Raw genomic sequence first — 20597 nt, forward strand, 5'->3', positions numbered from 1 at the left:
CGTCCCGCGGGGACGATCCCGCCCGGAATGCCATCGGCCCCGGTCTGCGGAGCAGACCGGGGCCGGCGCGTCTCGACCTGTTGGGGGGAACCGGTCGAGCGCTGCGTGCGAGGTGTTGGGGGGAACCCCTCGCGCACAGACACCACCGTACCCCCGGACGGGGGCCGGTGGTACCGCGACGCGCGAACCGTCCGCGCCGCGCCGTCCGCACCACGACGTGACGGGAGGGACGGTGCCAGCTGGCACCGTCCCTCCCGTCACGTCTGCGGCTGGGTCCTAGGACTCGATCTCGCCCTGCGGAGCATCCGTCGCCTCGACGGCGGCAGCCCCGGCGAGGACCTCTTCGCGGCCCGGCTGACGCCCGGTCTCGAACTGGAACGTACCGTCGGTGAAGTCGACCTTCACGTGGTCGCCGGCGTTGAGCTCACCCTGCAGGATGTGCTCCGACAGCTGGTCCTCGACCTCGTGCTGCATCGCGCGACGCAGGGGGCGCGCACCGAGCGACGGGTCGAACCCGACCTTGATGAGCTGCTCCTTGGCGGCGAGCGTGAGCTCCACCGTCATGTCGCGGTCGAGCAGACGGTCGGCCAGGCGCTTCACGAACAGGTCCACGATCTGCAGCAGCTCGGGCTGCGACAGCTGCGGGAACACGATCGTGTCGTCGACGCGGTTCAGGAACTCCGGCTTGAAGTGCTTCTTGAGCTCCTCGTTCACCTTCGCACGCATGCGGTCGTAGCCGACACCCGAGTCACCCTCGACCTGGAAGCCCACCGGGCCACCGGCGATGCCCTGCGAACCGAGGTTCGTGGTCATGATGATGACGGTGTTCTTGAAGTCGACCACGCGGCCCTGACCATCGGTCAGACGACCCTCTTCGAGGACCTGCAGCAGCGAGTTGAAGATGTCCGGGTGGGCCTTCTCGATCTCGTCGAAGAGGACCACGGAGAACGGCTTGCGGCGCACCTTCTCGGTGAGCTGGCCGCCCTCCTCGAACCCGACGAACCCGGGAGGGGCACCGAAGAGTCGCGAGACGGTGTGCTTCTCACCGAACTCCGACATGTCGAGGGAGATCAGTGCACCCTCGTCGTCGAACAGGAACTCGGCGAGCGCCTTGGCGAGCTCGGTCTTCCCGACGCCCGTGGGGCCGGCGAAGATGAACGAGCCCGAGGGGCGGTTCGGGTCCTTCAGGCCGGCACGGGTGCGGCGGATGGTCTTGGACAGGGCCGAGATGGCCTCTTCCTGACCGATGACGCGCTCGTGCAGGGCCTTCTCCATGAAGACGAGCCGCGAGGTCTCCTCTTCGGTGAGCTTGAAGACCGGGATGCCCGTGGCCTGCGCCAGGACCTCGGCGATGATGCCCTCGTCGACGGTGCCGGACGCGGCGACGTCACCCGCACGCCACTGCTTCTCGAGGCGGAGACGCTCGCCGAGGAGCTTCTTCTCCTCGTCGCGGAGCGATGCGGCCTTCTCGAAGTCCTGCTCCTCGATCGCGGCTTCCTTCGACCCGCGGACCGTCGAGATCTTCTCGTCGAACTCGCGGAGCTCCGGCGGCGCCGACAGGATCGACAGGCGGAGGCGTGCGCCGGCCTCGTCGATCAGGTCGATTGCCTTGTCCGGCAGGAAGCGGTCCTGCACGTAGCGGTCGGCCAGGTTCGCCGCGGCCACGATCGCACCGTCGGTGATGGACACCTTGTGGAACGCCTCGTACTTGTCGCGGAGGCCCTTGAGGATGTTGATCGCGTGCGGCAGCGACGGTTCGTTGACCTGCACCGGCTGGAAGCGACGCTCGAGGGCGGCGTCCTTCTCGAAGTGCTTGCGGTACTCGTCGAGCGTGGTGGCACCGATGGTCTGGAGCTCACCGCGGGCGAGGAGCGGCTTGAGGATCGACGCGGCGTCGATCGCGCCCTCGGCAGCACCGGCACCGACGAGCGTGTGGATCTCGTCGATGAAGACGATGATGTCGCCGCGGGTGCGGATCTCCTTCGTGACCTTCTTGAGGCGCTCCTCGAAGTCGCCGCGGTAGCGCGACCCGGCGATGAGCGACCCGAGGTCGAGCGAGTAGAGCTGCTTGTCCTTCAGCGTCTCGGGCACGTCGCCCTTGACGATCGCCTGGGCGAGGCCCTCGACGACGGCGGTCTTGCCGACGCCGGGCTCGCCGATCAGGACGGGGTTGTTCTTGGAGCGACGGGAGAGGATCTGCATGACCCGCTCCATCTCCTTCTCGCGGCCGATGACCGGGTCGAGCTTGCCGTCGCGCGCCGCCTGGGTGAGGTTCCGACCGAACTGGTCGAGGACCTGCGAACCCTGCTGGGCGTTCTGCTGCTGCTCGCCGCCGACGGCGACCGCTTCCTTGCCCTGGTAGCCGGACAGGAGCTGGATGACCTGCTGGCGGACGCGGTTGAGGTCCGCGCCGAGCTTGACGAGCACCTGGGCGGCGACGCCTTCGCCCTCGCGGATGAGGCCGAGCAGGATGTGCTCGGTGCCGATGTAGTTGTGGCCGAGCTGCAGCGCCTCGCGCAGGGACAGCTCGAGCACCTTCTTGGCGCGCGGCGTGAACGGGATGTGCCCGGTCGGCTGCTGCTGGCCCTGCCCGATGATGTCCTGGACCTGCTCGCGGACGGCATCGAGCGAGATGCCGAGCGACTCCAGCGCCTTGGCGGCGACGCCCTCGCCCTCGTGGATGAGGCCGAGGAGGATGTGCTCGGTGCCGATGTAGTTATGGTTGAGCATCTTCGCTTCTTCTTGAGCGAGGACGACAACACGACGGGCTCGGTCGGTGAATCTCTCGAACATGTGCTCTCCCTTGCCGGACCGGAGCTGGCCCGGTGACGTACATCGAGACTAACCAGCGCACCCCGGGTGGTCTGCCCCTGTTCGCCGTGGGCGTGACCTCGTTGCGTCAGGCGGGCAGGCGAGGGCCTGGAGGCGCGGTGCGGGTCCGTCACGCGGTGCGCGCCCGGCGGGCGGCGGCGCCACGACCGGGGTCGTCCCGGGTCGGGTCGGTACCATCCGAGCATGGAGCAGCCCGTCGTCGGACTCGTCGTCCACCCGACCAAGAACGTGCAGGAGTCCGTCGCGACCCTGCAGCGCTGGAACGCCTCCGGCCGCGGTCGCCTCGTCGCCCGTCGGGCCGACGCCCAGCGCATCGGCGGTGGCCTCGACGTCATCGGTGACGAGGACTTCACGGAGGAGGTCGACCTCGTCGTCGCGCTCGGCGGTGACGGCACCATGCTCGGTGCGATGCGCCTCGTGGCGAAGCGCCCGGTGCCGGTGCTCGGCGTGAACTACGGCAACGTCGGGTTCCTCGTCGAGATCGAACCGCCGGAGCTCGAGGGCGCGCTCGAACGGCTGTCCGCCGGCGACTACCAGCTCGAACCGCACCACGCGCTCGAGGCCCGGCTGTCCTGGAGCGGTGCGCGGACGGACTACCTCGCGTTCAACGACCTCACGATCGTGCGGCGGCCCGGCGCGGGGCAGGTCTCCGCTGACCTCAGCGTCGGCGGCCTCGGGTACGGCTACTACCGGGCCGACGCGATCGTCGCCGCGACCCCGGCGGGCTCCACCGCGTACAACTACGCCGCCGGCGGACCGGTCCTCTCCCCCGCGCTGTCCGGCTCCGTCGTGACGCCGGTCGCACCGATGGCCGGGATCGACCGTGCCGTCGTCCTGGCCGCGCGCGAGCGCTACCGGTTCGACATCGCCGAGGGCACCCGCAGTGCGGCGCTCGAGGTCGACGGGCTCGTCGTCGGCGAGGTCGCGACGGGCGCCCAGCTCGACGTCCGCCTGCGGAAGGATGCCGGCAGCGTGGTCCGGCTCGACGCCGAGCGCCACGGCCGGACGGGCCGCGTCAAGCTCAGCCTGCTCGACCTGCCCGTGCGGCCGGACCAGCTCATCGAGCTCATCCCGCAGGACCTCCGCCAGAAGCTCGGGCGCGAGGTCGAGGAGTAGCGGCCCGGTCACTCCGCGCGGAACGGTGCGACGCGCCCCCGGGAACGTGAATGGCCCGCTCACGCCGAAGCGCGAGCGGGCCGTCCCATCACCCCACCGGATCGTCTTCCCACAGAACGACCCGGTTCCCCGTGCCGGTGTTCGCACACCGGCCGAAGTCATCCGACCTAGTCGGTCAGGTACAGCTGCATGTCCTGCGAGACCGCCTTGGCGAAGAGCCGCAGCTTGGCGCGGGACTCCACACGGCTGACCGCCTGGCGGGTCGTGTGGACGATCTTCGAGATCTCGTCGAGCGTCATCGGCTTGTCGTCGTCGAGGCCGTAGCGCATGCGGATCACGTTCGCCTCGTCGCTCGGCAGTTCAGCGACGATCGAGCGGATGTCGCGGTGGAGCAGCGTGGTCTCGGTGAGCTCGTTCGGGGACGCGGCGTCCTCGTCCTCGATGAAGTCGCCGAGTTCGCTGTCGTCCGAGTCGCCGACGACGGTGTGGATCGACACCGGCTCGTGCGAACGGCCCTTGAGGTCGACGAGTTCCTCGACGCTCATGCTGAGCTCCGCCGCGACCTCGTCGGGCATCGGCGCACGGCCGAGGTCGACGGTGAGGTCGCGCTCGGTGCGGGAGATCTTGTTGATCAGCTCGACCGTGTGGACCGGGATGCGGATGGTGCGGGCCTTGTCGGCGAGGCCACGCGAGATCGCCTGGCGGATCCACCAGGTGGCGTACGTCGAGAACTTGTAGCCCTGCGTGAAGTCGAACTTCTCGACCGCGCGGACCAGGCCGAGGTTGCCTTCCTGGATCACGTCCATGAAGGGCAGGCCACGCTGCGAGTAGCGCTTGGCGATGCTCACGACGAGGCGGAGGTTCGAGGTGATCATGCGCTCCTTGGCGCGCTCACCGTCGCGGACCAGCCAGCGCAGTTCGCGCTGCAGGGTCTTCGCGAGGCCCTTCTCGGTGTTCAGCTTCTCCTCGGCGAAGAGGCCGACCTCGATGCGGCGCGCGATCTCGGCTTCTTCCTCGGCGGTGAGGAGCGAGAGCCGGCCGATGTGGCGCAGGTAGTCACCGACCTGGTCGACCGAGGCGCCGCGGACACCCGCGAGCTGCTCGTCGGCCTCGACCTCGGTGTCGAGCGTGGTGGTCTCGACCGCGGTGACCGTGGTCTTCGCTGCCGCGGTCTTCTTGGAGCGGCGCGCGGCGGGGCCGGTGGTCGTCGTCTTCGGTGCTGCTGTTGCGATCGTCATGATGACTCCCTGCGTTCGACGGGTGATGACCTCGTTGGGGGGTGTCATGAGTAAAGCGGCCCGGAGGTGTACCCCACAAACCGATCGGATCGATTCTCAGGCTTCTCCGTGCTTCACCATGGATACCGTCCCCCGAGGGGTACAGCCTGTCGTCAGTCTGGTCCCCCTCGTCGCCGGAGAGCAAGGGGATGCCGCCGTGTTTCCGGCGTTGCATCGGTGTTTCTTGCTCGTTTCCGATCATGTACCCCGGGCGGCCGCGTCGAGTGGACACGAAAAAGGGGTACGGCGGCCCGGATCGTCGCGATCCGATCGTCGTACCCCGAAAGTCGGAGGGGTGGGGGTCACCAGGAGGGTTCGAGCCACCCCTCGCGACGCTTCGAGACCTCGAGGTCGGCGTCCCGGTCGAACTCGTCGTACTCGCTCTCGATGTCGCCGACGAGGCTGCGCCCGGTGAAGACGCCGCCGCGGTTCGCGAGGACACCACCGGTGATGATCTGCGTGATGGACATGCCGACGATGCTCGCGCCGGTGGGCGACGTCGGGGTGAACGGCCGGTGACCGTGTCCGGACGCTCAGACGTCGATGTCGTCCTCGTCGCCGTCACCGTCGGGCCACACGGTGTCGTCACGGGACGCATCGGGCACGGCGGTGTGGCCGAAGGCGTCCTCGGGGTCGAGGTCGGCGGGGTCGGCGAGGTCGGCGGGGTCGGAGCGGTCGACGAGGTCGGAGCGGTCGACGAGGTCGGCGGTCGTGTCGGATCCCGGTCCGGCGTCGACGCCGAGGTGACGGTCGGCGGGCTCCGGGTCCTGGCGCATGCGCGTCAGCGTCGCACCCCGCGGTGAACGCCGGGTGAAGTCGACCGCGCTCGGGGCGCGGGACTACTCGGCCGAGGCCGGTGCCGGCGCCGGGACCCCGTGCTCGCGCTCGAAGCGGGCGCGCTCCTCGGCCTCGACCTTGGCGTAGGCGGCACGCTCGGTGCGGTCGGCCCGCATGATGGCGCGCATCACGAACCAGAAGATGAGGCCGACCACGACGGTCGGCGTCAGGGCGAAGATGATCCCGGTCACGACTCCATGCGGCACGCGAACATGGTACGCCCTCGAACCCGTATCGCCCCCGGCAGCGAGCAGCCCGGCCGCCCGCGAACGGACGAGCCGGGCTGCCACCGGTGCGTGGTCCCTCACGCGGCGGGGATGAGCCCGTTCGGGTTGAGGACGTACTTCGTCGCCGCGCCCTTGTCGAACTCGGCGTAGCCGCGCGGGGCGTCGTCGAGGGAGATCGGCGTCGCGTTGACGTTCTTCGCGATGCTCGTCCGGTCGTGCAGGATCGCCATCATCAGCTGGCGGTTGTACTTCATGACCGGACACTGGCCCGTGGTGAACGACAGCGACTTCGCCCACCCGGTGCCGAGGCTCAGGGACAGTGCGCCCTTCTGCGCCGCCTCGTCGATGCCGCCCGGGTCGCCGGTGACGTAGAGCCCGGGGATCCCGAGCGCCCCACCGGCGGCGGTGACGTCCATGAGCGAGTTGAGCACCGTCGCCGGCGCCTCGTGGTCCGACCCCGAGCCGTGGCCCTTCGCCTCGAACCCGACGGCGTCGATGCCGCAGTCGACGAGCGGTTCACCGAGGATCTGGTCGATCTGGTCGGCGGGGTCGCCCTTGGTCAGGTCGACCGTCTCGCACCCGAAGGTCCGCGCCTGGGCGAGCCGGTCGGCGTTCATGTCCCCGACGATCACGACGCTCGCGCCGAGCAGCAGCGCTCCCGTCGCGGCGGCGAGACCGACCGGCCCGGCACCCGCGACGTACACGGTCGACCCGACCTCGACACCGGCGGTGACGGCGCCGTGGAAGCCGGTCGGGAAGATGTCGGACAGCATCGCGAGATCGAGGATCTTCTCCATCGCCTGCTCGCGGTCCGGGAACTTCAGCAGGTTCCAGTCGGCGTAGGGCACGAGCACGTACTCGGCCTGGCCACCGACCCAGCCGCCCATGTCGACGTAGCCGTACGCACTGCCGGGACGGTCCGGGTTGACGTTGAGGCAGATGCCGGTCTTGCGTTCCTTGCAGTTCCGGCAGCGCCCGCACGCGATGTTGAAGGGCACCGAGACGACGTCACCGACCTTGATGAACTCGACGTCCCGCCCGACCTCGACCACCTCGCCGGTGATCTCGTGCCCGAGCACGAGGTCCGCCGGTGCCGTCGTCCGCCCGCGGACCATGTGCTGGTCGCTGCCGCAGATGTTCGTCGCGATGGTGCGCAGCACGGCACCGTGGTGGACCTTGCGCCCGACGTTCGCCGGGTTGACCCCGGGTCCGTCCTTGAGCTCGAAGGTCGGGTACTCGGTCTCGATGACCTCGACCTTGCCCGGCCCCTTGTACGCGACTGCGTGGTTCTCCGCCATGTGGTCCTCCTCGACCTCAGGCCCACCCCGGGACGCACGGCCGACACGCGTGATCGACGCCCGCGGTCGTTCCCACGTCGTCGTGGGACGGTCCTGGAACGGGGTGGTGACCGGAGGCTACGCCTCCGGTCCGAGAACGGCGGGGCCGGCTACTTGACCAGCGGGAAGAGGATCGTCTCGCGGATGCCGAGGCCCGTGATGGCCATGAGCAGCCGATCGATCCCCATACCCATGCCACCAGACGGCGGCATCGCGTGCTCGAGGGCCCGCAGGAACTCCTCGTCGACGCGCATCGCCTCGAGGTCGCCCCCGGCGGCGAGCTTCGCCTGCTCGACGAACCGCTCGCGCTGCACGACCGGGTCCACGAGCTCGGAGTACGCCGTCGCCAGCTCGAAGCCGCGGATGTACAGGTCCCACTTCTCGACGATGCCGGGGCGGCTGCGGTGCTGACGGGTGAGCGGCGAGGTGTCGACCGGGAAGTTCATGAGGAACGTCGGACGATCGAGCGAGTCGATGACGAAGTGCTCCCAGAGCTCTTCGACGTACTTGCCGTGGGTGGCGTGCGCGACCTCGACGCCCTCGGCCTCGGCGAGCGCCTGCAGCTCGGACAGCGGCGTCTCGGGGCTGATCTCGCGACCGGCCGCCTCGGACAGCGAGCCGTACATGTCGATGCGCGGCCATTCGCCGCCGAGGTCGTAGGTCGTGCCGTCGGCCCAGGTGACCTCGAGCGAGCCGCCGGTCACCGCGCGGGCGGCGTTCTGCACGAGCTCCTGGGTGAGGTCGGCCATCTGCTCGTAGTCGCCGTACGCCTGGTAGGCCTCGAGCATCGCGAACTCCGGCGAGTGTGTCGAGTCGGCGCCCTCGTTCCGGAAGTTGCGGTTCACCTCGAAGACGCGGTCGATGCCGCCGACGACGGCGCGCTTCAGGAAGAGCTCCGGCGCGATGCGGAGGTAGAGCTCGGTGTCGAAGGCGTTCGAGTGCGTGACGAACGGCCGGGCCGAGGCGCCGCCGTGCTGGGTCTGCAGCATCGGCGTCTCGACCTCGAGGTACTCGTGGTCGGTGAAGGTCTGCCGGAGCGACGCCATCACGGCGGCGCGGGCGCGGACGGTGGCGCGGGCCTCGTCGCGGACGATGAGGTCGAGGTACCGCTGGCGGACCCGGGTCTCCTCGTTCAGCTCGTTGTGCAGGTTCGGCAGCGGCAGGATCGCCTTCGACGCGATCTGCCAGTCGTCGACCATGATCGACAGCTCGCCCCGGCGCGAGGAGATCACCCGGCCGTGCACGAACACGTGGTCACCGAGGTCGACGAACTCCTTCCAGCGGGCGAGGGATTCGTCGCCCACCTCGGCGAGGGACACCATCGCCTGGATGCGGGAGCCGTCGCCGGACTGCAGGGACGCGAAGCAGAGCTTGCCGGTGTTGCGCGAGAACACGATGCGGCCGGCGACGCCGACGACGTCCTGGGTCTCCTCGCCGGTCTCGAGGTGGGCGTACTGCGCGCGCACGGCGGGGATCGTCGTGGTGATCGGCAGGCCGGCCGGGTACGCCTCGATCCCCGACTCGAGGAGCTTCGCCCGCTTGTCGAGCCGGACCTGTCGCTGCTCGCTGGTCTCCGCGGCGGCGATCTCGTCGGCGGAGGGCTCGGTGGCGGGTGCGGTCTCGTCGGTCATGCTGGTGCGGCTCCGATGGTCGTGGGGGTCCCGGAAATCGTACAGCGCGGCCGGTCTAGAGCGTCGCCTGCCCGTCGGCGGCCGCGAGCGCGTTGTCGACCGCCGTGCGGACCAGCGCGCCGAGCACCCGCCCCGGGTACTCCACCCCGATGCCGGACAGGGTGCCGGCGGACTGGTCGACGATCGCGGTCGAGAAGCTGACGGCGGCGCGGACGGCATCGGCGTAGGCGGGACGGTCCTGCTCGGTGACGACGAACGGCTCCGCGCCCATCTCGACGACGAGCGCCTGTGCGATGGGGAGCACGGGCGCCGGCGCGGTGACGGCGCAGTACGCGTCGCGGAGCCGGACGAGGTCCACGCTGGTGCCGGTGAACGCCATCGCGGGGTGGATCGCGAGCGGGATCGCGCCGGCCGCCATCGCGGGTGCGAGGATGCCGACGCCGTGGTCGGGGCTGGTGTGCACGACGAGCTGCCCCGGCTGCCAGATGCCCGCGTCGGCGAGCCCCTGCACGAGACCCGCGAGCTGGTCGTCCGGCACCGCGAGGAGCACGAGCTCGCTCCGCTCGACGAGGTCGGGCGTCTCGAGGACCGGGGCACCGGGGAGCATCGCCTCGGCGCGGTCGCGTCCGGCATCGGACACGGCCGTCACGCCGACGACGGCGTGTTCCGCGTTCGCGAGGGCCGCCCCGAGGACCGGTCCGACGCGTCCGGCTCCGAGGACGCCGACGCCCAGTCGTCCCGCCCTCACCGCGCGGCTCCCGGCGGTGGGACCGCGCCCCACGGCGATCCGGGAGGCGCGGTGCCGGTCGGTCGCGCCGGCTCGGCACCGCCGGGGGCCGGTTCCGGCGACCACCCGTGGGGCGCGACGCCCGCGGCGGGGGCGTGCTGCGCCTGGTGGCCCGCAGGACCGTCGACCGCAGCGGGTGCGCCGGGGGCGACCCGCGCCTCCCGTTCGCGCCACCGGTGCGACGTGTCGGCCGCGGCGGCCTCGACCGCGCGGGCCGAGGTGTCCGACCACAGCCGCTGCGCGTCCCGCGCGTCCAGCGCGCCGATGCTCGCCGAGACCGGGCCCTGCACCGTCTGCACGTGTACGGACGCGAGGCGGAGCGCACGCTCGAGCGGCCCCTGCGAGACCTTGACGCTCTGCACCCGCGGCAGCGGCACGATGACGAGCGACCGCCAGACGGCACCGAGCCGGAGCAGGACGGCACCGGGGACGAACCGGTACCCGTTGCGCCGGAACGCGAACGGGCGGAGCCACGCGCCACGGCGCGGGGAGTGCACGAACCCGCCCCGGTCGCCCGTGGTGGTGAGGCTGTCGTCGACGACGTCCACCGCCACGGCCGAGCCCTCGCGCAGCTGCTCCTGCGACGCGGCGGGGCCGGCGACGGCGGTGCCGACGAGGCCGGGCAGGATGATGTCGAGGACCTCCCGCACGTCCCGCGTGGTGCCGACGGGCAGCACGATCGACGAGACCTGCTGGTTGTTCGACGCCCCGTTGCCGGCGTTCGTCGCACGGTTGATGCGGACGTCCCACCAGCCGAACGGTCGCCACAGCAGCGGCTGCGCGACGCTCACGGCGTGGATGCGACCCGGCGGCAGGGTCTCGTTCGAGGTGGACACGAGCCCGAAGCCGATCCGGATGCCGTCGCGGGTCTCGGCGATCGTGTACTGCAGCGAGCGCGAGAACTTGCGGACGTAGTAGCCGCCGGCGCCGATGACCGCCGGGAAGAGACCGAACAGGATCCCGTACTCGCCGGTGAGCGCGACGCTGACGATCATCGCCGCGACCGCCGCCAGGATGAACACGGTCGTGCCGGACAGCAGCATCGAGGCGATCAGCCGGCCGGGGTGCACCTTCACGATCCGGGTCGCGCGGACCGCGGCGGGGTCGAGCTCGGGCGAGAAGATCTCGTCGACGCGGTCCTGCAGCACGCCGTTCGAGGCGCGGGCCGGGTCGTGCTGCCGCTCGTCGTCCTTCACGCCGGAGGCCAGGACGAGGATGCGCTGCCGCAGGTCGTCCGCCGCCCGGACGCCGAGGTACGCGAGCTGCACGTTGGCGTCGTTGCCGGCCTGCGCGATCTCGAGCTTCGCGGTGCCGAAGATCCTCGGGACGAGCGGCCGCGAGATGTTGATGCCCTGGATGCGGTCCAGCCGGGCCTTGCGGTTCGTCCGGAAGAGCACGCCCGAACGGACCTCGACGATCTCGCCCGTCACCCGGAACTCGTGCATGCGCCAGGACAGGTAGAAGAGCCCGATCAGCACGACGAGCACCACCACGATGCCGAGCAGCACCCAGCCGACGACACCGTGCTCGTAGACGTACCGCACCGGGTCGCCGTCGTCCTGCGGGCCGCCGCCGGGGATGAAGAACTCGACGAGCTGGTCCCGCAGGCTGTTCAGCACGTAGCCGAGGACCACGATGAGGAAGATGCCGCCCTTGAGCAGCGGCGTCAGCGGGTGCATGCGGTGCCACTCGCCGTCGGTGAGCGGTGCGGCAGCGGCGGCGTCGCCCCGGTGCGGCGGAGCGGGCGGCGGCGGGCCGGGTCGGAACGTCATCGGACCCCCTACAGCCCGGCGCGACGGGACTCGGCGAGCTCGACCAGCCGGTCGCGCAGCTCGTCGGCGTCGGCGAAGGGGATGCCGGGGATCCGGACGTTGGTCGACGCGGCGGCCGTCACGAACTTGAGCTCGCTCATGCCGAGCACCCGGTCGAGGGGTCCGCGGTTGACGTCGACCAGCTGCATGCGGCCGTACGGGACCGCCGTGAACCGCTGCCACATCAGGCCGCGTCGGAGGACCAGGTCGTCGTCGCGCAGCGCGTACCCGATCGCCCGCACCCGACGTGGCGTCAGGACGGCGGTCACGAGGGTGACGATCGCGACGGCGATGCCGATGAGCGTCCAGACGGTGCCGGCGGTGCCGGTGAACCCGCCGCTGACGACGCCGATGATGACGCAGCCCGCGGTGACGACGGCCCCCACCAGGACGGTGCTGACGAGCTCGGTCCAGACGAGCTTCGGCGACACCCGGGTCCAGGTGGTGCCGGTCAGGCCGAGGCCCGGCTCGTCGAGTCGTTCACGCGGCATCGCGGGCCTCCTGCGGTCGGGTCGTGCTGGGTACGCCGAGTGGGTGCGCCGGCGGCGTGCCGCCCCGGTGTCCGTGTGCCTCGGTCGTGGTCAGTGTGCCTCGGTCGTGCCGCCCCGGGGGAGGTCGTCGTCGTCATCGTCCCCCGGAGGAGCGATGCACATGCGCTCGGCGACGAGTGCGCACACCGTCAGCACGAGCCCACCCCCGACCGCCACGGCGTTCGGCAGGACCGAGCCTAGCGAAGGGAACGCCGACCGGGTCAGGAGGTAGACGAGGAGGCCGGCACCGAACCCGCCGAAGAGCGCGCCGGCGATGCTCGAGGCCTTCGCGAGCACCACGACGCGGGTCGCGTAGAGCGGGTCGACCGAGCGGGCCCTGGCGGCGCCGTCGCGTGCGTGCCGCCGGACCGGGCGGGCCATCAGGACGACCGCGATGCCGATGAACGCGAGCGTCACACCGAGGGGCGTCGCGAGGAACAGCGTCGGCGCCTGGCGCGAGGCGAGGACGGCGTCGAGGGCGAAGCCGGCGACCGCGGCGACGACCGCGACGCTCAGCAGGGTGGAGGCGCGGGTGGGCTTCACGAGGCGGCTCCGGCCGCGGGGTCCGCCGCGGGCCCGGAGGCGCGGCTCAGCTCATCGAAGAGGCGCGGCTCGTCGACGCGTTCGGTGTCGTCGCCCACCTGCGCCAGCAGGTCGGCCACCGGCCCGACGCCGGGCAGCACCGCGCCCGGGTCGGCGTCGTGCCACGGCGCGAGCACGAACGCCCGCTCGCCGGCGCGCGGGTGCGGCACCGTCAGCGTGGCGGTGTCGATCGACAGGTCGTCGTAGGCCACCAGGTCGAGGTCGAGCGTCCGGTCGCCCCAGCGCACCTCGCGCGTGCGGCCGTGGGTGTCCTCGATGCCGTGCAGGGCGTCGAGGAGCTCCTGCGGCTCGAGGTCGGTGTCGACGACCACGACGGCGTTCCGGTACCGGGGCTTCGAACGGTCGGGGCCGTCGAGCGTGACGGCGATCGACTCGACCTCGCGGCTGGACGCCACCGGTCGGACACCGGGCAGCTCGGCGATCGCCGTGGCGGCGGCGCGCAGGGTGCTCCCCCGGTCGCCGAGGTTCGCGCCGAGGGCGACGACCGCCCGGCTCACTCTTCTTCCTCTACGGCGGAGCCCGCGGCCCGGACACCGCCACGGGTCCGTCGGATGCTGATCGACACGTCGGTGAACGGCACCGTGATGGGCGCCTGCGGCTTGTGCACCGTGACCTCGGTCGCCAGGGCCGCGCGGTGGGTGAGCACGGCGGCGGCGATGCGCTCGGCGAGGGTCTCGATGAGGTCGACCGGGTCGCGCTCGATCTCGGCCACGACCTGCTCGGCGAGCACCCCGTAGTGCACGGTGTTGTCGAGGTCGTCGGTCCCGGACGCGACGCGGGCGTCGACCTCGACCGCGACGTCGACGACGAAGTCCTGGCCGTCGGCGCGTTCGTGGTCGAAGACCCCGTGGTGGCCGCGTGCGCGGACCCCGGTCAGGCGGATGGTGTCCCTCATGATCGAGCTGCCCTCCAGGCGTCCCAGACGTCGAGCACGGCACGGGTCGGTGCCGGGTCGTGCACGCGCACACCCCACGCCCCGCGTTCGGCGGAGAGCAGGCTGATGGCGGCGGTGGCGAGGTCGCGGTCCTTCGGCGGGGCACCGGCGGCACTGCCGACCCCGTCCAGGAACCGCTTGCGTGAGGCGGCGACGAGCACCGGCAGTCCGATGGACGCGAACCGCTCGTACCCCGCGAGGATCTCCCAGTTCTGCACGCCCTGCTTGGCGAACCCCAGGCCCGGGTCGATGACGACCTGTTCCTGGCGGACCCCGAGGACGATGAGCTCGGCGACGCGCATCTCGACCTCGCGCCGGACCTCGTCGACGGCGTGCACGTACTCGGCGTTCCGGTACATGCGGTCGCTGTGCCCACGCCAGTGCATCACGACGAAGCCGGCACCGGTGTCACGGACGACCCGCGCCATGTCGTCGTCGGCAAGTCCGCCGGAGACGTCGTTGACGATGGCGGCACCGAGGTCCACCGACCGTTCGGCGGTCGCGGCGTTCATCGTGTCGACGCTCACCGTGATGCCCTCGGCGACGAGCTGCTGCACGACCGGGAGGACCCGACGCTGCTCGACCTCCACCGGCACGCGCTCGGACCCCGGTCGGGTCGACTCCCCGCCGACGTCGACGATGTCGGCCCCGGCGGCGACGAGCGCACGGGCGTGCTGCACGGCGGCGTCGTAGGCCTGGTGCAGGCCCCCGTCGCTGAAGGAGTCCGGCGTGACGTTGAGGATCCCCATCACCCGGGTCCGGTCGTCGGTCGGTGCGCCGCGGTCACGGTCCCGCCGCGGGCCGGTCACGATCTCCGGCACCGGGGCGGGCGCACGGAGGTCGATCGCGACCGTCGGCGGTTCGGCCGCGGCGGCCCGCGCCTGGCTCACCTCGGCGAGCCGACGCGAGCGCCTCGTCGGCAGGTCCGTCATGCCGGCCTACGCGGGGGCGATACCCGGGTTGCCGAAGGGACGGCGACGGGGCTTCGACGACTCGTGGTCGGACTGCTCGGCCGCGGTCTGCGCGGCCTTGCCCGGCACCTCGATGGCGGGCAGGTTGCTCACCGGACGCTTGTCGCTGGAGAGCCACTGCGGGCGCTCCGGCAGCTTGCGCACGTCCTTGAAGATCTCGACGAGCTCGGGGGCGTCGAGGGTCTCCTTCTCGAGCAGCTCGCCGGCCAGCCGGTCGAGGATGTCGCGGTTGTCGTTGAGCACCTGGTACGCCTCGTCGTGCGCGGCCTCGAGCAGGGCACGGGTCTCGGCGTCGACCGTCTCGGCGATGTTCTCCGAGTAGTCGCGGCTGGTCCCGCCGCTCATGTCGCGGCCGACGAACGGCTCGCTCGACCCGGAGCCGAGCTTGACGGACCCGACGGCACGGCTCATGCCGTACTCGGTGACCATCTTGCGTGCGGTGCCGGTGGCCTTCTCGATGTCGTTCGACGCACCCGTGGTCGGGTCGTGGAAGACGATCTCCTCGGCGACGCGCCCACCCATGGCGTAGGTGAGCTGGTCGAGCAGTTCGTTGCGGGTGACGGAGTACTTGTCCTCGAGCGGGAGCACCATCGTGTAGCCGAGGGCACGGCCGCGCGGCAGGATCGTGATCTTCGTCACGGGGTCGGTGTGGCGCATCGCGGCCGCGGCGAGGGCGTGACCACCCTCGTGGTAGGCCGTGATGAGGCGCTCCTGGTCGGACATGATGCGCGTGCGGCGCTGCGGTCCGGCCATGACGCGGTCGACGGCCTCGTCCAGCGCACGGTTGTCGATGAGCTGCGCGTTCGAGCGGGCCGTCAGGAGCGCGGCCTCGTTCAGGACGTTCGCCAGGTCGGCACCCGTGAAGCCCGGCGTCTTGCGGGCCAGCAGCTCGAGGTCGACGCTCGCGGCGAGCGGCTTGCCCTTCGCGTGCACCTCGAGGATCTGCTTGCGGCCGGCGAGGCTCGGCGCGTCGACGCCGATCTGGCGGTCGAACCGGCCGGGGCGCAGGAGCGCGGGGTCGAGGACGTCGGGGCGGTTCGTCGCCGCGATGAGGATGACGTTCGTCTTGCCGTCGAAGCCGTCCATCTCGACGAGGAGCTGGTTCAGCGTCTGCTCGCGCTCGTCGTTGCCGCCGCCGATGCCGGCGCCGCGGTGACGGCCCACGGCGTCGATCTCGTCGATGAAGACGATGGCGGGCGAGTTCTGCTTCGCCTGCTCGAAGAGGTCACGGACGCGGCTCGCGCCGACACCGACGAACATCTCGACGAAGTCCGAACCGGAGATCGAGTAGAACGGCACGCCCGCCTCGCCGGCGACGGCTCGGGCGAGCAGCGTCTTGCCGGTGCCGGGAGGGCCGTAGAGCAGCACGCCCTTCGGGATCTTCGCCCCGACGGCCTGGAACTTCGCGGGCTCCTTCAGGAACTCCTTGATCTCCTGGAGCTCCTCGATCGCCTCGTCGGAGCCCGCCACGTCGGCGAAGCTGACCTGCGGGTTCTCCTTGTTGTTCATCTTCGCCCGGGACTTGCCGAACTGCATGACCTTCGAGCCACCGCCCTGGGCGTTGGCGAGGAGGAACCAGAACAGGGCGCCGATGATGAGGAACGGCAGCAGGATGCCGAGCAGCGAGAGGAACCAGTTCGACTGCTGGACGGTGTCGTTGTAGCCCTTGGGCAGGTTCGCGTCGTTGACGGCCTGGATGACCTCTTCACCGCGGGGCGTCGAGTAGTAGAACTGCTCGTGCGCGTTGCCGTCCTTGAGCGTCAGGTCGACCCGCTGCTCGGTGGAGTTCACCACCACGGACGAGACCTTGCCGTCGGAGAGCTGCTGGAGGCCCTTCTGCGTGTCGATCTGCTGCGTGCCGGACTGGCTGATGACCGCCCAGCCGATCCAGATCCCCACGATCGCGATGAGCACGTAGATGTACGGCCCGCGAAGGATGCGCTTGAAGTCCATGTGATCCGGGCAGGTCGCCCGACACCTTTCTCTGCCGAAGTTGCGTGCTGGTCAGCATACGGCTGCGATTCTGTGGCGAGAATGGGTGTCCTCTGCGGGCGAACTCCACCCGCCACCAGGATCAGCTGTAGACGTGCGGCGCGAGCACGCCGACACCGCGCAGGTTGCGGTAGCGCTCGTCGTAGTCCAGCCCGTACCCGACCACGAAGGCGTCCGGGATGTCGAAGCCCACGTACTTCACGTCGACCTCGACCTTGGCGGCCTCGGGCTTGCGCAGCAGTGCGACGATCTCGACGCTCGCGGCCCCGCGGGACTCGAGGTTCTGCTTGAGCCACGACAGCGTCAGACCGGAGTCGATGATGTCCTCGACGATGAGGACGTCGCGCCCGTGCAGGTCCGTGTCGAGGTCCTTGAGGATGCGGACGACACCGGACGACTTCGTGCCGGAGCCGTACGACGACACCGCCATCCAGTCCATGCGGGCCTGCATCTTGAGGTGCCGGGAGAAGTCCGCCATCACCATGACGGCACCCTTGAGGACACCGACGAGCAGCGGGTCGCGCCCCGCGTAGTCGGCGTCGACCACCGCGGCGAGCTCGGCGAGCTTGTCGTCGATCTGCTCGGGGGTGAAGAGGACTTCGGACAGGTCTGCCTGGACGTCGGAGAGTTCCACCACCCCAGCCTAACCGGCGGTGAAGGCCAGCCGGTCGCCCGATCGCGACGCCTGCACGCCCGGCAGGTCGATCGGGCCCTGCCCGCTCCAGTCGGTGACGAGCCGGCACACCTCGAGCGTCTGCACGCGGGACAGCGTCACGCCGAACTCGCTCTCCACCGCGAGCCGCACGAGTCGCTGCCGGAGCGCCGGCGGGTTGGCCCGGAGCTCCCGCACCGACAGCGAGATGCCGGCCTCGGAGTGCTCGGCGAGGTCCTCCGCCATCTCCTCGGCGAAGTGGTCGAGCGCGGCCGAGTCCTCGCGGAGCTGGTCGGCGGTGCGGGCGAGTGCCTCGGGCACACCGGCGCCGAGCTCCCGTTCGAGCGCGGGCAGGAGCACCGTCCGGACCCGGACGCGCGCGTACGCCGGGTCCTCGTTCTGCGGGTCGTCCCACGGGGCGAGTCCGGCCGCGGCGCACGCCTGCCGCGCGGTGTGCCGCCGCAGGCCGAGGAGCGGCCGCCCGTACGCCGGGCCCGCACCGCGCCGCGACAGCGGTGCCATCCCGGACAGCGAGTCCGGCCCGCTCCCGCGGGCGAGCCCGAGGAGCACCGACTCGGCCTGGTCGTCGAGGGTGTGGCCGAAGAGCACCAGGGGCGATCCGACGTCGGACGCGACGAGCGCGATCGACGCGTGCCGCGCCTCCCGGGCCGCCGCCTCCGGACCACCAGCGGAACCGACGGCGACCCGACGGAGGGTCACCGGTGCCAGTCCCAGCTCCGACGCCTGCCTGGAGGCGCGGCTCGCCACCGCCTCGGACCCCGCTTGGAGCGCGTGGTCGACGATGACCGCGCCGGCGCGCAGTCCCTGCTTGGGCGCCTCGAACGCGGTCGCCGCGGCGAGCGCGAGCGAGTCCGGACCGCCGCTCAGCGCGACGAGCACGAGGTCCCCGGGGCGGACCACGGACGTCTCGAGCGCCTGCGCGAGCAGGACGCGGACCGCACGCCGGGTGTCGGCGACCGCAGGATCCAGCCGGGGACGCGGAGAGTTCACCCGGTAACGTTAGCCGCGCTTTCCCGCCAACCGACAGACCAGGAGCACACATGGCCGCGTACGACGTCGTCGTCGAGATCCCCAAGGGCAGCCGCAACAAGTACGAGGTGGACCACGAGACCGGTCGCGTCTACCTCGACCGCGTGCTGTTCACCTCGTTCGTGTACCCGACCGACTACGGCTTCTTCGAGAAGACCCTCGCGGACGACGGTGACCCGGTGGACGCACTCCTGCTCCTCGAGTACCCGACGTTCCCCGGCGTGGGCGTCAAGGTCCGCCCGGTCGGCGTCTTCAAGATGAGCGACGAGGCGGGCAACGACGCGAAGGTCCTCGTCGTCCCGGCGAAGGACCCGCGCTGGGCCCACATCCAGGACATCTCGGACGTCGACGAGCAGACGAAGGCCGAGATCGCGCACTTCTTCGAGCGCTACAAGGACCTCGAGCCGAACAAGTGGGTCAAGGCCGAGGGCTGGGGCGACGCCGCCGAGGCCGAGGCGATCGTCACGGCCGGCCAGGCCGCGTACGTGCCCGCCGGTCACTGACGCTCGGGCGTTCGCGCCCCGCAACGAACAACGCGCCCCGTTCCGACGGGGCGCGTTGTTCGTTCGGGGGTGCGGTCGGCCTAGAGCGAGCCGCTCGGTCGGGCCACGTAGGGCAGGAGCTGCCCGGGGGTCCAGATCGCCCGCTCGAGCACGCCGCGCTGCGGGTTCGCCGCCTCGACCATCATCCCGTTGCCGGTGTAGATCGAGTCGTGGTACGCCTCGTTGACGGTCCCGTTGTACGAGTAGAAGAGGATGTCGCCGGGCTGCCGCTCGGACATCGGCACGAGCCGGCCGATCGACTTGAAGTAGTTGTACTGCCAGACGACGTTGTGGCCGCCGGTCGCGATGCCCTGCGAGCTGTAGGCCATCATGACGAGCCCGGAGCAGTCCCAGGTGTTCGGGCCCGCGCCGCCGAAGACGTACGCGTCGCCGATCTGTGCCCGGGCGAAGGCGATCGCGCCTGCCGCCTTCGAGGGGGTGCTCGGCGCGGTCGGGGTGGTCGGCGTGCTCGGCTTCGACGGGGTGGTCGGCGTGCTCGGCTTCGACGGGGTCGTGGGCGTGCTCGGCTGGGTGCCCGTCCCGGAACCGCCGCCGGTGCTCGGCTGGGTCCCGGTGCTCGGCTGCGTGCCCGTGCTGCCGCCCGTGCTCGGCTGCGTGCCCGTGCTCGGCTGGGTCCCGGAGCCGGTCGGCGCCGTGCCCGTCGTCGTCCCGGAACCCCCGGTGTTCGACGCGAGCTCCGCCTCGGACCGCTTCGCCTGCTGGGCGGTCCAGTACGCGGCCTCGGTGGCGACGCTCGTGCCCTTGAGGTAGGCGAGCTGCTGCAGCACCTCGTCCTGCTGGGCCTGCTCCTTCTGCACACGGGCCTGGGCCGACGCCGCGGTGTCGTTCGCCTCGGCGAGGGCGGACTTCGTCTCGTCCGTCGCCTTCGCGAGGGCCGTCGTCGCCGCGGACTGCTGCGCGGCGATCGAGTCGACGGTGTTCTGGTCCGCACGGGCCTGGGCGAGCACGGTCGCGGAGCGCTCGGACAGGTGGGACATCGTGCCGACCCGGTAGAGCAGGTCCTTCGAGTCCTGCGCGTCGATGAGCATCGCCGTGGACAGGTCGCCGCCGCCGGTCCGGGACAGCTCGACGACGAGCCCGGCGACCTGCTGCGCGGAGGCGTCCGCCGTGCGCTTCGCCCGCTTCGCCTGCGCGCTGAGGTCGTCGAGCGTCGACTGCGCCTCCTGCTGCTGCGACGACGCGAGGGCGTACGTCTGTCCCGCTCGCAGCTCGGCGACCTGGGCGCTGTCGGCGGCGTCCTGCAGCGTCTGCAGCCGCGTGCTCAGCTCGTCGACCGTGGACTGAGCCTCGGCGGTGTCCGCCTTCGCCGCTCGCACGTCGTCCCAGCTCGGGGCGGACGGCGCCGCCTGGGCGGGACCGGCGACCACGACGGAGAGACCGATCCCGAGGACGGCCACCACCGCGATCCCCGAAGACAGGGTGCGAGCGGACTGCTTCATGCTTCGGT

At 71.1% G+C, this 20597-nt stretch carries 20 protein-coding genes; 2 read left to right on the forward strand and 18 right to left on the reverse strand.

The genetic code is table 11. From position 1 onward, the window contains the following. Positions 1 to 276 precede the first annotated feature (276 nt). Positions 277 to 2793 (reverse strand): ATP-dependent Clp protease ATP-binding subunit, encoded by a 2517-nt coding sequence (locus tag ACQXVK_RS16360; protein WP_022907623.1) that lies wholly within the window; start codon positions 2791 to 2793, stop codon positions 277 to 279. Positions 2794 to 3015: 222 nt separating this feature from the next. On the opposite strand from ACQXVK_RS16360, the gene ACQXVK_RS16365 reads away from it, so the two are divergent. Continuing rightward, positions 3016 to 3948, forward strand: a complete 933-nt coding sequence (locus ACQXVK_RS16365) for an NAD(+)/NADH kinase (protein ID WP_416393457.1) — start codon at positions 3016 to 3018, stop codon at positions 3946 to 3948. Between the two features lie 167 nt (positions 3949 to 4115). Here the strand turns inward: ACQXVK_RS16365 and ACQXVK_RS16370 are convergent, their stop codons facing one another. From ACQXVK_RS16370 to tilS, 16 genes are all read right to left on the reverse strand, one after another. Then, complete coding sequence (locus tag ACQXVK_RS16370) at positions 4116 to 5186, reverse strand: sigma-70 family RNA polymerase sigma factor (RefSeq protein ID WP_416393456.1); 1071 nt, start codon at positions 5184 to 5186, stop codon at positions 4116 to 4118. A 341-nt stretch (positions 5187 to 5527) separates the two neighbouring features. After that, positions 5528 to 5695: a hypothetical protein gene (locus ACQXVK_RS16375; RefSeq protein WP_022907621.1), complete on the reverse strand. Its 168-nt coding sequence runs from the start codon at positions 5693 to 5695 to the stop codon at positions 5528 to 5530. Positions 5696 to 5758: 63 nt separating this feature from the next. Next, complete coding sequence (locus ACQXVK_RS16380; protein WP_430854282.1) at positions 5759 to 6001, reverse strand: hypothetical protein; 243 nt, start codon at positions 5999 to 6001, stop codon at positions 5759 to 5761. 63 nt (positions 6002 to 6064) lie between these two features. Continuing rightward, positions 6065 to 6268: a hypothetical protein gene (locus ACQXVK_RS16385; protein WP_031262806.1), complete on the reverse strand. Its 204-nt coding sequence runs from the start codon at positions 6266 to 6268 to the stop codon at positions 6065 to 6067. 98 nt (positions 6269 to 6366) lie between these two features. Next, a complete protein-coding gene (gene fdhA, locus ACQXVK_RS16390; protein ID WP_430854283.1) occupies positions 6367 to 7587 on the reverse strand; it encodes a formaldehyde dehydrogenase, glutathione-independent in 1221 nt (406 codons plus the stop codon). A gap of 149 nt (positions 7588 to 7736) precedes the next feature. Further along, the gene (gene lysS / locus ACQXVK_RS16395; RefSeq protein WP_430854284.1) at positions 7737 to 9257 is read right to left on the reverse strand and encodes a lysine--tRNA ligase; all 1521 of its coding nucleotides are present in this window, start codon (positions 9255 to 9257) and stop codon (positions 7737 to 7739) included. A gap of 55 nt (positions 9258 to 9312) precedes the next feature. Beyond that, entirely contained in the window at positions 9313 to 10005 is a 693-nt protein-coding gene (locus ACQXVK_RS16400; RefSeq protein ID WP_402268516.1) for a Rossmann-like and DUF2520 domain-containing protein, read from the reverse strand. Beyond that, positions 10002 to 11816, reverse strand: coding sequence for a PH domain-containing protein (locus tag ACQXVK_RS16405; RefSeq protein WP_430854285.1), 1815 nt, complete (start codon positions 11814 to 11816; stop codon positions 10002 to 10004). Before ACQXVK_RS16405 ends, ACQXVK_RS16400 begins: the two co-directional genes overlap by 4 nt. 8 nt (positions 11817 to 11824) lie before the next feature. After that, positions 11825 to 12346, reverse strand: coding sequence for a PH domain-containing protein (locus ACQXVK_RS16410; RefSeq protein WP_430854286.1), 522 nt, complete (start codon positions 12344 to 12346; stop codon positions 11825 to 11827). Between the two features lie 90 nt (positions 12347 to 12436). Further along, positions 12437 to 12928, reverse strand: a complete 492-nt coding sequence (locus ACQXVK_RS16415; RefSeq protein ID WP_022907613.1) for a DUF3180 domain-containing protein — start codon at positions 12926 to 12928, stop codon at positions 12437 to 12439. After that, the gene (folK, locus tag ACQXVK_RS16420; protein WP_430854287.1) at positions 12925 to 13485 is read right to left on the reverse strand and encodes a 2-amino-4-hydroxy-6-hydroxymethyldihydropteridine diphosphokinase; all 561 of its coding nucleotides are present in this window, start codon (positions 13483 to 13485) and stop codon (positions 12925 to 12927) included. The genes ACQXVK_RS16415 and folK overlap by 4 nt, the downstream gene beginning before the upstream one ends. Then, positions 13482 to 13883, reverse strand: coding sequence for a dihydroneopterin aldolase (folB, locus tag ACQXVK_RS16425; protein ID WP_430854288.1), 402 nt, complete (start codon positions 13881 to 13883; stop codon positions 13482 to 13484). The genes folK and folB overlap by 4 nt, the downstream gene beginning before the upstream one ends. Further along, positions 13880 to 14854 carry a dihydropteroate synthase gene (gene folP / locus ACQXVK_RS16430; RefSeq protein ID WP_402268501.1) on the reverse strand — a complete coding sequence of 325 codons (975 nt, stop codon included), beginning with the start codon at positions 14852 to 14854 and terminating at the stop codon, positions 13880 to 13882. The genes folB and folP overlap by 4 nt, the downstream gene beginning before the upstream one ends. A gap of 6 nt (positions 14855 to 14860) precedes the next feature. After that, on the reverse strand, positions 14861 to 16846 hold the full coding sequence (gene ftsH / locus ACQXVK_RS16435) for an ATP-dependent zinc metalloprotease FtsH (RefSeq protein WP_430854289.1): 1986 nt from the start codon (positions 16844 to 16846) through the stop codon (positions 14861 to 14863). Positions 16847 to 16967: 121 nt separating this feature from the next. Further along, positions 16968 to 17519 (reverse strand): hypoxanthine phosphoribosyltransferase, encoded by a 552-nt coding sequence (gene hpt / locus ACQXVK_RS16440; RefSeq protein ID WP_070417327.1) that lies wholly within the window; start codon positions 17517 to 17519, stop codon positions 16968 to 16970. Positions 17520 to 17528: 9 nt separating this feature from the next. Then, a complete protein-coding gene (gene tilS / locus ACQXVK_RS16445; RefSeq protein WP_402268496.1) occupies positions 17529 to 18548 on the reverse strand; it encodes a tRNA lysidine(34) synthetase TilS in 1020 nt (339 codons plus the stop codon). A 50-nt stretch (positions 18549 to 18598) separates the two neighbouring features. Here tilS and ACQXVK_RS16450 point away from each other — a divergent pair, with 50 nt between their 5' ends. Further along, positions 18599 to 19090: an inorganic diphosphatase gene (locus tag ACQXVK_RS16450; RefSeq protein WP_070417329.1), complete on the forward strand. Its 492-nt coding sequence runs from the start codon at positions 18599 to 18601 to the stop codon at positions 19088 to 19090. Between the two features lie 80 nt (positions 19091 to 19170). On the opposite strand, the gene ACQXVK_RS16455 is transcribed toward ACQXVK_RS16450, so the two are convergent. Then, positions 19171 to 20589, reverse strand: coding sequence for an NlpC/P60 family protein (locus ACQXVK_RS16455; RefSeq protein ID WP_430854290.1), 1419 nt, complete (start codon positions 20587 to 20589; stop codon positions 19171 to 19173). Positions 20590 to 20597: the final 8 nt, after the last annotated feature.

Source organism: Curtobacterium sp. AB451 (assembly GCF_050585845.1).
Taxonomy (GTDB): domain Bacteria; phylum Actinomycetota; class Actinomycetes; order Actinomycetales; family Microbacteriaceae; genus Curtobacterium.

Coding starts and splice junctions, on each gene's coding strand:
- lysS (WP_430854284.1), bottom strand. CDS start 9,257: ATGACCGACGAGACCGCACCCGCCACCGAGCCCTCCGCCGACGAGATC.
- ACQXVK_RS16370 (WP_416393456.1), bottom strand. CDS start 5,186: ATGACGATCGCAACAGCAGCACCGAAGACGACGACCACCGGCCCCGCC.
- ACQXVK_RS16380 (WP_430854282.1), bottom strand. CDS start 6,001: ATGCGCCAGGACCCGGAGCCCGCCGACCGTCACCTCGGCGTCGACGCC.
- ACQXVK_RS16455 (WP_430854290.1), bottom strand. CDS start 20,589: ATGAAGCAGTCCGCTCGCACCCTGTCTTCGGGGATCGCGGTGGTGGCC.
- folP (WP_402268501.1), bottom strand. CDS start 14,854: ATGACGGACCTGCCGACGAGGCGCTCGCGTCGGCTCGCCGAGGTGAGC.
- ACQXVK_RS16450 (WP_070417329.1), top strand. CDS start 18,599: ATGGCCGCGTACGACGTCGTCGTCGAGATCCCCAAGGGCAGCCGCAAC.
- ACQXVK_RS16405 (WP_430854285.1), bottom strand. CDS start 11,816: ATGACGTTCCGACCCGGCCCGCCGCCGCCCGCTCCGCCGCACCGGGGC.
- ftsH (WP_430854289.1), bottom strand. CDS start 16,846: ATGGACTTCAAGCGCATCCTTCGCGGGCCGTACATCTACGTGCTCATC.
- ACQXVK_RS16375 (WP_022907621.1), bottom strand. CDS start 5,695: ATGTCCATCACGCAGATCATCACCGGTGGTGTCCTCGCGAACCGCGGC.
- ACQXVK_RS16365 (WP_416393457.1), top strand. CDS start 3,016: ATGGAGCAGCCCGTCGTCGGACTCGTCGTCCACCCGACCAAGAACGTG.
- folB (WP_430854288.1), bottom strand. CDS start 13,883: ATGAGGGACACCATCCGCCTGACCGGGGTCCGCGCACGCGGCCACCAC.
- fdhA (WP_430854283.1), bottom strand. CDS start 7,587: ATGGCGGAGAACCACGCAGTCGCGTACAAGGGGCCGGGCAAGGTCGAG.
- ACQXVK_RS16410 (WP_430854286.1), bottom strand. CDS start 12,346: ATGCCGCGTGAACGACTCGACGAGCCGGGCCTCGGCCTGACCGGCACC.
- ACQXVK_RS16360 (WP_022907623.1), bottom strand. CDS start 2,793: ATGTTCGAGAGATTCACCGACCGAGCCCGTCGTGTTGTCGTCCTCGCT.